The organism is Tsukamurella pseudospumae (assembly GCF_001575205.1).
In the GTDB taxonomy this organism is placed as follows: domain Bacteria; phylum Actinomycetota; class Actinomycetes; order Mycobacteriales; family Mycobacteriaceae; genus Tsukamurella; species Tsukamurella pseudospumae.
Window position 1 is genome coordinate 14704 of sequence record NZ_LSRE01000018.1, and the last position, 13397, is coordinate 28100.

The 13397-nt window shown below is 70.5% G+C and carries 16 protein-coding genes; 11 read left to right on the plus strand and 5 right to left on the minus strand.

The window, feature by feature from the left end; genetic code table 11:
• Positions 1 to 3: 3 nt before the first annotated feature.
• Complete coding sequence (locus tag AXK61_RS14120; RefSeq protein WP_068745939.1) at positions 4 to 1356, minus strand: ABC1 kinase family protein; 1353 nt, start codon at positions 1354 to 1356, stop codon at positions 4 to 6.
• 75 nt (positions 1357 to 1431) lie between these two features.
• Between AXK61_RS14120 and AXK61_RS14125 the strand changes: the two genes are divergently transcribed.
• Positions 1432 to 2919, plus strand: a complete 1488-nt coding sequence (locus AXK61_RS14125; protein WP_068745941.1) for a flavin-containing monooxygenase — start codon at positions 1432 to 1434, stop codon at positions 2917 to 2919.
• On the opposite strand, the gene AXK61_RS14130 is transcribed toward AXK61_RS14125, so the two are convergent.
• Positions 2904 to 3533, minus strand: coding sequence for an alpha/beta hydrolase family protein (locus AXK61_RS14130; RefSeq protein WP_068573184.1), 630 nt, complete (start codon positions 3531 to 3533; stop codon positions 2904 to 2906). The genes AXK61_RS14125 and AXK61_RS14130 overlap by 16 nt on opposite strands.
• A 33-nt stretch (positions 3534 to 3566) precedes the next feature.
• On the opposite strand from AXK61_RS14130, the gene AXK61_RS14135 reads away from it, so the two are divergent.
• Both AXK61_RS14135 and AXK61_RS14140 read left to right on the plus strand, forming a co-directional pair.
• Positions 3567 to 4664 carry a CaiB/BaiF CoA transferase family protein gene (locus AXK61_RS14135; protein ID WP_068573186.1) on the plus strand — a complete coding sequence of 366 codons (1098 nt, stop codon included), beginning with the start codon at positions 3567 to 3569 and terminating at the stop codon, positions 4662 to 4664.
• Between the two features lie 130 nt (positions 4665 to 4794).
• Positions 4795 to 6171 carry a serine/threonine-protein kinase gene (locus AXK61_RS14140; protein WP_068573188.1) on the plus strand — a complete coding sequence of 459 codons (1377 nt, stop codon included), beginning with the start codon at positions 4795 to 4797 and terminating at the stop codon, positions 6169 to 6171.
• A gap of 151 nt (positions 6172 to 6322) precedes the next feature.
• Here the strand turns inward: AXK61_RS14140 and AXK61_RS14145 are convergent, their stop codons facing one another.
• Both AXK61_RS14145 and AXK61_RS14150 read right to left on the minus strand, forming a co-directional pair.
• Positions 6323 to 7054, minus strand: a complete 732-nt coding sequence (locus tag AXK61_RS14145; protein WP_068573190.1) for a chymotrypsin family serine protease — start codon at positions 7052 to 7054, stop codon at positions 6323 to 6325.
• 121 nt (positions 7055 to 7175) lie between these two features.
• A complete protein-coding gene (locus AXK61_RS14150; RefSeq protein WP_068573191.1) occupies positions 7176 to 7658 on the minus strand; it encodes a hotdog fold domain-containing protein in 483 nt (160 codons plus the stop codon).
• Positions 7659 to 7751: 93 nt separating this feature from the next.
• Between AXK61_RS14150 and AXK61_RS14155 the strand changes: the two genes are divergently transcribed.
• On the plus strand, positions 7752 to 8375 hold the full coding sequence (locus AXK61_RS14155; protein WP_068573193.1) for a hypothetical protein: 624 nt from the start codon (positions 7752 to 7754) through the stop codon (positions 8373 to 8375).
• 143 nt (positions 8376 to 8518) lie between these two features.
• Here the strand turns inward: AXK61_RS14155 and AXK61_RS14160 are convergent, their stop codons facing one another.
• A complete protein-coding gene (locus AXK61_RS14160) occupies positions 8519 to 9526 on the minus strand; it encodes an alpha/beta hydrolase family protein (RefSeq protein ID WP_068573195.1) in 1008 nt (335 codons plus the stop codon).
• 382 nt (positions 9527 to 9908) lie between these two features.
• Here AXK61_RS14160 and rpsJ point away from each other — a divergent pair, with 382 nt between their 5' ends.
• From rpsJ to rplV, 7 genes are read left to right on the plus strand one after another with little or no spacing between them, the layout of a single operon-like run.
• Entirely contained in the window at positions 9909 to 10214 is a 306-nt protein-coding gene (gene rpsJ, locus AXK61_RS14165; protein WP_003938093.1) for a 30S ribosomal protein S10, read from the plus strand.
• Positions 10215 to 10234: 20 nt separating this feature from the next.
• Positions 10235 to 10900 (plus strand): 50S ribosomal protein L3, encoded by a 666-nt coding sequence (gene rplC / locus AXK61_RS14170; RefSeq protein WP_068573197.1) that lies wholly within the window; start codon positions 10235 to 10237, stop codon positions 10898 to 10900.
• The gene (rplD, locus tag AXK61_RS14175) at positions 10897 to 11550 is read left to right on the plus strand and encodes a 50S ribosomal protein L4 (RefSeq protein ID WP_068573199.1); all 654 of its coding nucleotides are present in this window, start codon (positions 10897 to 10899) and stop codon (positions 11548 to 11550) included. Before rplC ends, rplD begins: the two co-directional genes overlap by 4 nt.
• Positions 11550 to 11861, plus strand: a complete 312-nt coding sequence (gene rplW / locus AXK61_RS14180) for a 50S ribosomal protein L23 (protein ID WP_068573200.1) — start codon at positions 11550 to 11552, stop codon at positions 11859 to 11861. Before rplD ends, rplW begins: the two co-directional genes overlap by 1 nt.
• On the plus strand, positions 11862 to 12698 hold the full coding sequence (gene rplB, locus AXK61_RS14185; RefSeq protein ID WP_068573202.1) for a 50S ribosomal protein L2: 837 nt from the start codon (positions 11862 to 11864) through the stop codon (positions 12696 to 12698).
• Positions 12699 to 12712: 14 nt separating this feature from the next.
• Positions 12713 to 12994 (plus strand): 30S ribosomal protein S19, encoded by a 282-nt coding sequence (gene rpsS, locus AXK61_RS14190; RefSeq protein ID WP_068573204.1) that lies wholly within the window; start codon positions 12713 to 12715, stop codon positions 12992 to 12994.
• A complete protein-coding gene (gene rplV, locus AXK61_RS14195) occupies positions 12994 to 13395 on the plus strand; it encodes a 50S ribosomal protein L22 (protein ID WP_068573205.1) in 402 nt (133 codons plus the stop codon). Before rpsS ends, rplV begins: the two co-directional genes overlap by 1 nt.
• The last annotated feature ends 2 nt before the right edge of the window (positions 13396 to 13397 follow it).

Below are 13397 nucleotides of genomic sequence, written 5' to 3' on the forward strand. Positions count from 1 at the left end.
GCACTATCCGCCACACCGCGCGAGCCAGGCGGCGTGCTCGCGGCCGAGGTCGGTGGACGGGGGGTCGCCGTGGATCCACTCACGGCAGATGCCGTGCCAGTCGGCGGTGGCCTCGAGGCCGCCGATCATGCCGAAGGTGAGCAGCTCCGCCCGTCGGGAGAAGGTGTGCGCGGCAGGTAGGCGCAGCGGGGGATCGGCCTCGGGCGGCGAGGTCGCGACCGCGACGGCCCGCTTGACCTCGGCGGGCGTGATCGTCGCCGGTCCCGGCCGCAGGTGCCACGGCGCCGACAGCCGGAAGTAGCGCAGCAACGTGTCGGCGCCGGGCCCGTCGCCGCGGAGGGCTCCGGCGGCGCGCAGCAGGGCGACGAGGTCGTCGCCGCGGTCGGCGACGGCGGCGCGGAAGCACTCCCGCTCGAACGCGGCCGACTCCGGGCCGAGCGTCTTGTAGAGCCCGTAGTCGAGGAAGGCGAGCCGTCCGTCGTCGCAGGCCAGGACGTTGCCGGCGTGCGGGTCGCCGCAGAACTCGCCGTCGCGGAAGACGCCGCCCACGTAGAACCGGTGCAGGATCTCCCCGGCGCGGTCGCGCACCTCGCGCGGCGCCGACTCCAGCGTGCCGAACCGCGCACCGTCGACGAACTCGGTGACCAGGACGCGCGGCCCGGACAGCTCCGGCAGCGGCGCGGGCACCCGGATGAACGGGTGGCCGGCGTACCGTCGGGCCACGCCGAACTGCGCGCGGCACTCGCCCGGGTAGTCGAGCTCGGCGAGGATGGTTTCGCTGATCTCGGCGAGTACGGCCTCGGTCCGGACGGCGGAGGCGCGGCGGCCCCGCCACACGGTGAGCAGCAGAGCGAGGTTCTTGAGGTCGGCGCGGATCGCGCCGTCGACGCCCGGGTACTGGACCTTGATCGCCACCGCGCGACCGTCGGCGGTGATGCCGCGGTGCACCTGGCCGATGGAGGCGGCGGCGATCGGCTCGGGATCGATGTCGGCGAAGGCGCCCCGCGGACAGTCCGCCTCGATCACGGGCAGGACCTCGGAGAACGCGGCGCCCGGCGCGCGATCGGTGAGCGCCGTCAGCTTCTCCTGGAAGGCCGGCAGGGCGTGCTCGGGCACCAGCCCCAGGTCGACGGTGGCCAGCGCCTGCCCGACCTTCATCGCCGCGCCGCGCATCGACCCCAGCACGGCGACGAGGCGGTCCGCGGCGCGCAGCGCGGCCTGCTCCTCGGCGGCGGTGCGCTCCTCGGGGGTCCGTGCGCGGGCCCGGGCGACGGTGCGGTCGACGGCCTGGCGGGCCACGGCTCCGCCCAGCTTCGCGCCCCGTCGTAAGCGGGTGGACGGATCGTCCTGGGTCATGGAATCAGGGTATCGGTCCTACATCGGTGTAGGTTTGCGATGGAACTGACGTTTCGTTCACCGAAAGGGGCGGGCATGGCACACGACGTGATCATCGTCGGGGCGGGATTCGGCGGCATGGGGGCCGCGATCGAGCTGCTGGGTCGCGGCATCGACGATCTCCTGATCCTCGAACGCGAGGACGACCTGGGCGGGACGTGGCACGTCAACCACTACCCGGGGCTCGCGGTGGACATCGCGTCGGTGACCTACTCGTACTCCTTCGAGCCGAACCCGGGCTGGTCGCGGCTCTACGCGCCGGGCTCGGAGCTCAAGGCGTACGCGAGCCGGGTGGCCGACAAGTACGGCCTGCGGCCGCTCATGCGCTTCGGCGTCGACGTGCGGGGCGCCCGGTGGGACGCTCGGGCCGCCGAGTGGGAGGTCACGGTGGTGCGCGACGGCGGGCTCGAGCAGAAGCTGCGCACCCGCTACCTGATCACCGCCACCGGCTTCCTCAGCCAGCCGAAGCTGCCCGACATCGAGGGCGTCGAGGACTTCGCCGGCACCGTCGTCCACAGCGCGCAGTGGGACGACGACGTGCCGCTCGCCGGTCGGCGGATCGGCGTCATCGGCACCGGCGCGACCGGCGTGCAGCTCGTGCCGGAGCTCGCCAAGGTCGCCGGGCACCTGACGGTGTTCCAGCGGACGCCGATCTGGGTGGTGCCGAAGGTCGACTTCCCGGTGCCCGGCCCCGTCAAGGCGCTGTTCCGGCGGCTGCCGGTCACGCAACGCGCTGCGCGCCTGGCGAACTCGAGTGCGCTCGAGGTGCTCAACTCTGTCGGCGTGCTGAACTACCAGTACGGGCACCGGTTCAACGACATCGCCGCGCTGCTGGCCAAGGCGCACATGTTCGCCCAGGTCCGCGACCCGAGGACGCGGGCGGCGCTCACCCCGTCGTATTCCTTCGGCTGCAAGCGGCCCACCTTCTCCAACAGCTACTTCCCGACCTTCTCCCGGCAGAACGTCACGCTCGAGGCCTCGTCGATCGCACGGGTGCTGCCGCACGGTATCGAGATGACGGACGGCACCGTCCACGAGCTGGACGTGCTCGTGCTCGCCACCGGGTTCTCGCTGTGGGAGAAGAACTTCCCCGCGATCGACGTGACCGGCAGGGACGGACGCAACCTCGGTGAGTTCTGGCGCGAGGGACGGTTCCAGGCCTACGAGGGCATGGCCGTGCCGAAGTTCCCCAACTTCTTCAGCCTGCACAGCCCCTACAGCTACACCGGGCTGTCGTACTTCTGGACCATCGAGGCGCAGATGGTGCACCTGCGGCGCGTCTTCGACGAGATCGACCGGCGTTCGGCCCGCACCGTCGAGGTCACCGAGCAGGCCAATGCGCGGTTCCTGGAGACCATGAGCCACCGGCTGGAAAGGTCGGTGTTCCAACGCGGTTCGTGTGCGGGGAGCCGCAGCTACTACTTCGACCCGCACGGCGAGGCCACGCTGCTGCGCCCCAGCTCCGTGATCGGCGCCCGCCGCGACGCCCGGACCTTCCCGATCGAGGACTACGCGTTCAGCTGATCGAGCAGCGCCACGATCGCGTCGGCGGCCCTGGCCGGGGCGCCGGATTTCGCGGGTGCCAGATCGTGCGCCGCAGCGACCTCGACGATCGTGGTCGGGCCGGTGATGAGCTCGGCGGCCTCGGCCAGCTCCTCCGGCGAGGCGAAGGGATCGCGCTTGCCGTGCACCAGCACCGTCGGGATCTCGATGCCCGGCAGGTGCGCCGTGCGCGCCTTCTCCGGGCGGCCAGGCGGGTGCAGCGGATAGGACAGCAGGACCAGGCCGTCGGGGAGCGCGGCACCGTCGGCGGGCTCGCCGACGGCCATCGACGCCATCCGCCCGCCGTAGCTGTGTCCGCCCCAGAGGACCGGACCGTCGATGTCGAGGAGTCGCACGGTCTCCGCGAAGGAGGCGCGGTCCGCCGTCTGGCCCGACGGTGACGGCGGCCCCTTCGGACGCTGCCTGCGGAACGGGAGGTCGATGCGGACGGTGCGGACGGCGCGCTGCGCGAGTTCCTCGCCGAGCAACCGCAGCATCGCCTGGTCCCGGTCACCGCCGGCGCCGTGGGCCAGAACAAGGGTCGCGCGCGCGGCGGTCCCGGGGCCTTCGGGGTCGTGAATCGAGAGCCAGGTCACCCGCTCAGAGTACGGGCAAGTTAGCGTGCATTCATGACTGATACGAAGCAGGGTCCGCTCGCCGGGCTGAAGGTGGTCGAGTTCGCCGGTCTCGGACCCGCCCCGCACGCGGCGATGCTGCTCGCGGACCAAGGCGCCGACGTGGTGTCCGTGCAGCGTCCGGGGGTCGGTGTGACCGGTCTGACCGGCAAGCCGTCCGGCGTCAAGCGCGGCCGCACCATCGTCGAGGCGGATCTGAAGAATCCCGACGACATCGCCACCATCCTCGACCTCATCGACCGCGCCGATGTCATCGTCGAGGGCTTCCGCCCCGGCGTCATGGAACGCCTCGGCCTCGGGCCGGACGTCGTGCTCGAGCGCAACCCCCGCATCGTCTTCGCCCGGATGACCGGCTGGGGCCAGGACGGCCCCTTCGCGCAGCGCGCCGGCCACGACATGAACTACCTGTCGCTGACGGGGATCCTGCACGCGATCGGCCGCCAGGGCGAGCGCCCGGTGCCGCCGCTCAACCTCGTCGGCGACTTCGCCGGCGGCTCGATGTTCCTGGTCTTCGGCGTCCTCGCCGCGCTCTACGAGCGCAACACCTCGGGCAAGGGGCAGGTCATCGACGTCGCCATGGTCGACGGCGCCTCCCTCATCGGGCAGATGCAGTGGGACTTCCGGGGCCAGGGCATCTGGAGCGACGAGCGTGGGGTCAACACCCTCGACGGCGGCGCGCCCTTTTACGACACCTACGAGACCTCCGACGGCAAGTACGTCTCCGTCGGCGCGATCGAGCCGCAGTTCTTCGCGGAGCTGCTGACCAAGCTGGACCTCAAGCAGGACGACCTGCCCTTCCAGCTCGATCAGGCCCGGTGGCCCGAGCTGCGCGCCGCGATCGGTGCCGCGCTGAAGACGCGCACCCGCGACGAGTGGGCCGAGGTCTTCTTCGACTCCGACGCCTGCGTCGCGCCGATCCTCACCTTCGAGGAGGCGCCGAAGCACCCGCACATGGCGGCGCGCGGCAACCTGCAGGAGGTCGGGGGAGCGATGGCCCCGATGCCCGCGCCGCGGTTCTCCCGTACGCCGGCCGGCACCCCGGCGGCGCCGTCGGCCGAGACCACCGATCCGGCGACGCTCTGGCGCGACTGATCGCCCGGTAGAGCGTCCCGATACCGGCGGAAACGACGGTCGCGCCGCAGCATTCACGGCGCGATCGCAAATCCGGCGGATTCGGGAGGTATGCCCGAAGCCGCCGTCGGGCGGTCGCTAGGATTCGCGCATGTCGATGCAGGCCGGTGAGGAATTCGCCGGATTCCGGGTGGTTCGTCGGTTGGGCGCGGGTGGGATGGGCGAGGTGTACCTCGTCGCGCATCCGCGGTTGCCGCGGCAGGAGGCGCTGAAGATCCTGCCGCAGGACCTGTCGCACGATCAGTCCTACCGGGTCCGGTTCAACCGCGAGGCAGACCTCGCCGCCACGCTGTTCCACCCGAACATCGTCGGCGTCCACGACCGCGGCGAGTCCGAGGGCAAGCTCTGGCTGTCGATGGACTACGTCGCGGGCACGGACCTGGATCAGCTGATCCGCGACCGGCATCCGCGCGGACTGCCGGTCGCGGACGTGGTCTCGGTGATCGCGCAGGTCGCCTCCGCGCTGGACCACGCCCACGGCAAGGGGCTCATCCACCGCGACGTCAAACCGGCCAACGTGCTGCTCGCCGAGTCCGGCGCGGACGCCGGCGGGCGGGTCCTGCTCGCGGACTTCGGGATCGCGCGCCGCATCGATGACGATGCCGGGCTCACCGCGACCAACATGGCCGTCGGCACCGTGACCTACGCCGCGCCGGAACAACTCGCGGACGAGAACGTCGACGGCCGCACGGACCAGTACGCACTCGCGGCGACGGCGCTGACCCTGCTCACCGGTAGGAGTCCGTTCGCGGGCACCACGCCCGGCGCGGTGATCAGCCGCAAGATGCGCGGTGAGGTGCCCCGCGCCGCGGAGACCGATCCGCGTCTGGCACCCCTCGATCGTGCGCTGTCCGCCGCGATGGCCGCGGATCCGGCCCGACGGTTCCGCACCTGCGCCGATTTCGCCCGGGCGCTCGAGACCGCGGCCCGGTCGGTCGGTTCGGGCCCCGCCGCCCGCCCGACGGTGGCCGCTCCCACCCCTGTGCCTCCGCAGACCCCGCCGCCCGCCGCGCCGCACACGCCGCCCCCGTACCAGGGCGGTGCCGGGCCGGTGCGGCCGTCGGCCGCGCCGTTCCCGTCGGGGTCCGGCCCGGCACCCTACGGGTCCCAGCCCTCGTTCCCGGCATTCGCGACGCCGAGTACGCCGGTGCCGACGAAGCTGCCGTGGCAGGCGATCGTCTCCGCGATCGTCCTGATCCTCTGCAGCCTGTTCGGGCTCCTGCTGGGGATCTCCGGATTCGCCGACAAGGAGATCGGGGTGCCGCTGGGGCTGCTGTGGGTGGTCAGCTCGGTCGCGGGCCTGGTGGGCGCGGTCCTCCTGTTCGCCAAGCGGACCCGCACAGCGCTGATCGTCGCGACCGCAGCGGCCGTCATCCTGGGCGCGACGTGCACCGGCCTGATCGCGACCGTCGCCGTCCCGCTCCTCCTGTGGGGCTCGAAGTCCGCCCGGGCCTGGTTCGCGGGCTAGGCCGCCCAGGGCTTTCCCGCGACACTCGGATCTTGTCCGGTCCGGACAGCGTGTCCGAGGTGGACGGAATCCGAGTGCGCCGCTCGGGGCTCACGCGCACGATCGAGACATCTCGTGCCTGCCACGGAGACGGGCCTCGCTGCGGCGTTGACTACCCGACGACCAGCGACGTGCCGCTCGCGCGGAGCGCAGAACCCAGGTCGTAGAAGAGGGAACCGTTGCGGCGCAGCGGACCGTCGAAGGTGGCGGCGCGACTGGCGATGCCGAGCGCGGCGTTGTCGGAGGTGCGGATCAGCGGCCCGCCGCTGTCGCCGACCTGCACGGGGATCGTCGTGGCGATGTACCCGCCGTCGACGCTCACCACGGAACCGCAGCGCCAGCCGGACGAGATGCCCTGGCTGCAGACCTGGTCGCCGGCCCGCGCGGTGCCGACCGTGCTCGGACGGATCCGGCCGCCGGGCGCGGCCTTCGCCAGCTTCGGGTCGAGGGCGAACACGCCCCAGTCGGGGGCGTCCGGCACGACGAACAGATCGGTCTTGGTCAGGCTGGGCGCCGACGAGGCGGTGTTCACGCCGACGATGCGGCCGTCGACCACGACCTGCTGGCCCTGGTCGCCGCAGTGGCCGGCGTAGAGGCCCACCCGCGAACCGTCGGGGCGCTGCCCGATGAACCCGACGGTGCAACCGCGTCCGTCGGCGACGTTCCCGACGAGCTTCGACACCGTGAGCACGGAACTGCCGGGGACGATGGTGGTCACCGGCTCGGCCTGGGCCGAGCCGGGCACGAGCACGGCGACGGTGCCCAGGGCGGCCATCGTGGCGGCCGCCCGACGGGCGACGGACGCGGCCGCGGAGCGGGGCGTGGTCACGGTGGTGCGGCGCATGATTCTCCTCGGGCCGGGCGCAGGACTGTGCGACGGTAGCGTGCCACACACCACACCGCCTGTAAACCGAGTGAACCCTGTTAACTCACGTTGCCAGTGGTGTGTGAGTTGCAGAAATCGGTCACTTCGAGGGCTTGGGTGTGACCCAGGTCGTGATCCGGGCGTGCACCACCTCGGTGCCCTTCTTGTCGCGGACTGCGATGTCGACGGCGACCTCGCGCCCGGTGGTGATCGCCTCCCAGTCGATCTCCTCGGCCAGCGTCGCGGTCGCGACGAGCGAGGACTCGGCCTTGGCGAGGTAGTCCACCGTCATCGACTTCGGCAGCCAGCGGTGGGTGCCCGGCGTGGAGGCCTCCATGACCATGCCCATGCCGACCTCGGCCAGGTTGCACGCAGCGATGGCGTGGAAGGTGCCGATGTGGTTCTGCACGAACCACCACTTGGGGCCGTGGACGACCGCGCGGCCGTACTCGATCTCGGAGATGTACGGGGTGACCGACGCGAAGTACGGGGCCTTGAGCGAGGCGGCGGCCGAGAAGGCCAGCTTGCCGAGCGGCTTGTCGCTCAGCGTGCGCCACATCTTCAACGTGCTGGTGTTCGTCATACCGCTATCTTACCGCGCGGTAAGTTCAAGTGCGAGACGCGACCGGGGGAACCGGGGGTAGCGTGATCGGACACATCAGTGAAGGGGAGATCTATGACCGCGAACGACCCGTACGGCCAGAGCCCGCAGGATCCGCAGAACCCGCAGGGCGGACAGCAGAACGGCGGCCTGCCCGAGTACCCGCAGCAGCCCTACGGCCAGCCCGGCTACCCGCAGCAGCAGCCCTACGGCCAGCAGCCCTACGGCCAGCCGGACTACTCGCAACAGCAGCCCTACGGTCAGTCCGGATACCAGCAGCCGTACGGTCAGCCCGGCTACCCGCAGCAGGGCTTCGGTCAGCCCGGGTTCGGCGGTCCGGTGCCCACGACCCGGCCCGGCACGGTGCTCGCCGCGGCGATCGTGCTCATCGCGTTCGGAGGCCTGTTCGGGCTGTTGTCCCTGATCAGCATCTTCACCTCGTCGGTGAGCGTCGCCGGGCTCGACAACGGCGCCGCCACGGGCATCGTCGTCGGGGTCGGCATCGCCCAGCTCCTCATCTGCTTGTTCGGTGTGGCGGCCGGCGTGCTCCTGCTGCAGCAGCGGACCAAGCGCATCGCGATCATCGCGACCGTCGCCGCCGGGCTGATGATCCTCACCTGCTGGGGTGTCGTCGCCACGATCGCGGTCCCGATCCTGCTGTGGGCGTCGGAGCCCGCGCGCCGCTGGTTCACGGCCTGACGAGTCCGCCTGGCCGATCCTCGGTGCGTGTCGTCGACGACCGCTCGGCGTGTCGCCGCAGACTCGCACCGAGGATCCATGGCTGGCGGCATGGGCCCGGGGCCGGAGATCAGCCGAGTGATCCGGGGGCTGTGCCGCGCCGGTCAGCGGGGCGGGTTCGCGGCGAGGGCGTCGAAGCCCTCGTTCGCGAGCCGCACGATCGTCGCCTGGATCCGCGGCCAGTACGGCGATCGGGTGTTGACGGGGGTGCCGTGGTTGGCACCGTCGAGCTGGACCAGCAGCGACGGTGCGCCCAGAGCCTGCGCCGCGGCGACGAAGGCCACGGACTCCTCGTCCGGCACGACGGTGTCCTTGGTCCCGTGGATCGCGACGGAGGGCATCGTCGGGTCGATGCGCTGGATCGGGTTGGCCAGGGCGTACCGCTCGGGCACCCGGTCGGGCATCCCGCCGAGCGCGTTCCGCACGTGATCGTTGAGGCGCGAGCTGGTGCGCATGTCGAGCACACCCGCCATGGACACGAACGCGCGCGGGGTCACCGTCGGGCCGCCGCCCGCGGGCCAGGTCACTCCGGGTGACCCCGGCGGCAGGATGCGCCGCGAGGCCGCCCACGCCGCGAGCTGACCGCCGGCGCTGTGCCCCACGAGGATCACGTTCGCCGGATCCAGCGCGGGTGCGGCCTCCGCGAGGGCGGGCACGTGGTCGACGGCGTACCCCACGTCGGTGAAGGTGGTGGGCCAGCCGCCCCCGGACCCGACGCGCCGGTACTCGATGTTCCACACCGCCAGGCCGGCCGCCTGCAGCGCCCGCGCGACCTCGGCCATGTAGCCGGCGCTGGAGCGGTTCCGCCATCCACCGCCGTGGATCAGCACCACCACCGGGAGCGAGCGCGGGGCGTGCGCGCCCCGCGGGAGGTAGAGAGTGCCGTAGTTCTGCCGGGGGTCGGCGTTCGGCGCTGGATAGGTGTAGCGGACGGCGTCGTCGCGGACGGTAGTAGCGGGGCGCGCCACGATCCGGGCCTTCGACGCGGCCACGGAGGCCGACGGTCCGCCGGGCCCGGTCCTGGAGTCAATGGTGCAGCCGACGACCCCGGCGCCCAGTGATCCCACCAGGATCAGCGCGCCCAGCTTCGGCGCGACGCGCTGCTCGGTCATGGGACTCATTCTTCCAGAGCGCACGGCTCGCCGGGTGTGACGCGAATCGCACCGACCGGATCGACCGGTTCGATTTGAAGAAGCGGCTCGAGCAGTGCATACTGGTCGGGTTGCCTTGTCGGGCGGCGCGGTCTCGTATGACGTCTCCGTGATACGGGCTGGTCTGCCACTCGATGACGGTATCGACCCGGCGCCCTCGCGGGAGCCACCGGAACACACGGCGGAGCATGAGCGCCAGCGCGACACGCCCGACCGCGTGGGCCGGAGCAATTTGACACATGAACAGCGTCGATCGACTTCAGGCGGGATACGTTCCCGCAGGTGATTCAGCTGTCCGTGTGTCTAGCAATACGTTTGAACACTTGACGGAAGAGGACACAGCGTGGCGGGACAGAAGATCCGCATCAGGCTCAAGGCCTATGACCATGAGGCGATCGACGCGTCTGCTCGGAAGATCGTCGAGACCGTGACCCGCACCGGCGCCCGCGTGGTCGGTCCCGTGCCGCTGCCGACGGAGAAGAACGTGTACTGCGTCATCCGTTCGCCGCACAAGTACAAGGACTCGCGCGAGCACTTCGAGATGCGTACGCACAAGCGGCTGATCGACATCCTGGACCCGACGCCGAAGACGGTCGACGCGCTCATGCGCATCGACCTGCCGGCCAGCGTCGACGTGAACATCCAGTAAGCGGCTGCGGAGAAATCGATATGACTGAGAACAAGATCAAGGGAATCCTGGGCACCAAGCTCGGCATGACCCAGGTCTTCGACGAGAACAACCGGGTCGTCCCGGTCACCGTCGTCAAGGCCGGGCCGAACGTGGTCACCCAGATCCGTACCCAGGCCGCTGACGGCTACGACGCCGTGCAGCTCGCCTTCGGCGCGATCGACCCCCGCAAGGTGAACAAGCCCGTCTCGGGCCAGTTCTCCAAGGCCGGTGTCACCCCGCGTCGCCACATCGCCGAGCTGCGGCTCGCCGACGCCGGTGCCGCCGCCGACTACGAGGTGGGCCAGGAGCTGGGCGCCGACGTGTTCGAGGCGGGCAACTTCGTCGACGTCACCGGCATCAGCAAGGGCAAGGGCTACGCCGGCGTCATGAAGCGCCACGGCTTCGCCGGTCTCGGCGCCAGCCACGGCGCGCAGGCCGTGCACCGTGCCCCCGGTTCCATCGGTGGCTGCGCCACCCCGGGTCGCGTCTTCAAGGGCGTCCGGATGGCCGGCCGCATGGGCTCCGACAAGGTGACCACGCAGAACCTGTCCGTGTTCAAGGTGGACGCCGATGCCGGCGTCATCCTGATCAAGGGCGCCATCCCCGGCCGCAAGGGCGGCCTCGTGATGGTCCGTAGCGCCGTGAAGGGTGGTGCTCGCGCATGAGCAAGCTGACTCTCGATGTCAAGACCGCCGACGGCAAGGTCGACGGCACCGTCGACCTCCCCGCCGAGATCTTCGACGTGGAGCCCAACATCGCCCTGATGCATCAGGTCGTCGTGGCCCAGCTCGCCGCTGCGCGTGCCGGCACCCACTCCACCAAGACCCGTGGCGAGGTCCGCGGCGGTGGCCGTAAGCCGTACCGCCAGAAGGGCACCGGCCGCGCCCGTCAGGGCTCGACCCGCGCGCCGCAGTTCAACGGCGGTGGCACCGTCCACGGCCCGCAGCCGCGCGACTACAGCCAGCGCACCCCGAAGAAGATGAAGGCCGCCGCCCTGCGCGGTGCCCTCACCGACCGGGTTCGCGAGGACCGTATCCACGTCGTCACCGAGCTGGTGGCCGGCCAGGAGGCGTCGACCAAGACCGCCCGCCTGTTCCTGGCCGCGCTGTCGGAGCGCAAGAAGTTCCTCGTGGTCGTGGGCCGCGAGGACCTGACCGCGCAGCGCAGCGTCCAGAACCTGCCGAACGCGAAGTGGATCTTTGCCGATCAGCTCAACACCTACGACGTCCTCGACGCCGATGATCTGGTGTTCAGCCGCGAGGCTCTGGGTTCGTTCATCGCGAGCGCCACGAAGACCGAGGAGGCGAACGCCTGATGGCAACCGCAACCATCCCCGCCGACCCGCGGGACATCCTGCTCGCGCCGGTGATCTCCGAGAAGGCCTACGGCCTGATCGAGGAGAACACGTACACCTTCGTGGTGCACCCGGAGGCGAACAAGACGCAGATCAAGATCGCCGTGGAGAAGGTCTTCGGCGTCAAGGTCGACAGCGTCAACACCTTGAACCGCCAGGGCAAGCGCAAGCGCACCCGTGCCGGTTACGGTCAGCGCAAGAGCACCAAGCGCGCCATCGTGACCCTGAGCGCCGATAGCAAGCCCATCGACATCTTCGGAGGCGCGAGCTAAATGGCTATCCGCAAGTACAAGCCGACCACTCCGGGTCGTCGTGGCTCGTCGGGCTCGACCTTCGACGAGATCACGCGTTCGACCCCGGAGAAGTCGCTGATCCGTCCGCTGCACGGCCACGGTGGCCGTAACGCGCACGGCCGCATCACCACCCGGCACAAGGGTGGCGGCCACAAGCGCGCCTACCGTCTGATCGACTTCCGTCGTCACGACAAGGACGGCATCAACGCCAAGGTCGCGCACATCGAGTACGACCCGAACCGCACCTCGCGGATCGCACTGCTGCACTACTTGGACGGCGAGAAGCGTTACATCCTCGCCCCCAAGGACCTCAAGCAGGGCGACATCGTCGAGTCGGGCCCCAACGCCGACATCAAGCCGGGCAACGCCCTGCCACTGCGCAACATCCCCGCCGGCACCGTGATCCACGCCGTCGAGCTGCGCCCCGGTGGCGGTGCCAAGATGGCCCGCTCGGCCGGTGCCAGCATCCAGCTGCTGGGCAAGGAGGGCGCGTACGCGACCCTGCGTATGCCCTCCGGCGAGATCCGTCGCGTCGACGTGCGCTGCCGCGCCACCGTCGGCGAGGTGGGCAACGCCGAGCAGAGCAACATCAACTGGGGCAAGGCCGGCCGTATGCGGTGGAAGGGCAAGCGCCCGACCGTCCGTGGTGTCGTCATGAACCCGGTCGACCACCCGCACGGCGGTGGTGAGGGTAAGACCTCCGGTGGTCGCCACCCGGTGAGCCCGTGGGGCAAGCCCGAGGGCCGCACCCGCAAGAACAAGGCGAGCGACAAGCTGATCGTGCGTCGCCGCAAGTCCGGTAAGAACAAGCGCTAGGAGGGAGTTAGAGAATGCCACGCAGCCTCAAGAAGGGCCCGTTCGTCGACGACCACCTCCTCGCGAAGGTCGACGTCCAGAACGACAAGGGCACCAAGCAGGTCATCAAGACCTGGTCGCGCCGCTCCACCATCATCCCCGACTTCATCGGTCACACCTTCGCCGTCCATGACGGTCGCAAGCACGTGCCGGTGTTCGTCTCGGAGAACATGGTGGGTCACAAGCTGGGCGAGTTCGCCCCGACGCGGACGTTCAAGGGCCACATCAAGGACGACCGGAAGGCGAAGCGCCGCTAATGAGCAACGACACAGCAGCACAGACCTCGGCGTCGGCCACCGCGCGCTTCGTCCGGGTCACCCCGATGAAGGCGCGGCGGGTCATCGACCTGGTCCGCGGCAAGGACGCCGAGCAGGCGCTCGCGATCCTGCGGTTCGCGCCGCAGGCCGCGAGTGAGCCCGTCGCGAAGGTCCTGGCCTCGGCCATCGCCAACGCGCAGAACAACCTGGGTCTCGACCCGCGCACCCTGGTCGTCTCGGAGGCGTACGCCAACGAGGGCCCGACCATGAAGCGCATCCAGCCGCGGGCCCAGGGCCGCGCGTACCGGATCCGCAAGCGCACCAGCCACATCACCGTCGTGGTGGAGTCGCTGGATGCGAAGAAGCCCGCCGCCAGCCGCAACAGCCGGAAGGGAGCGTAAGC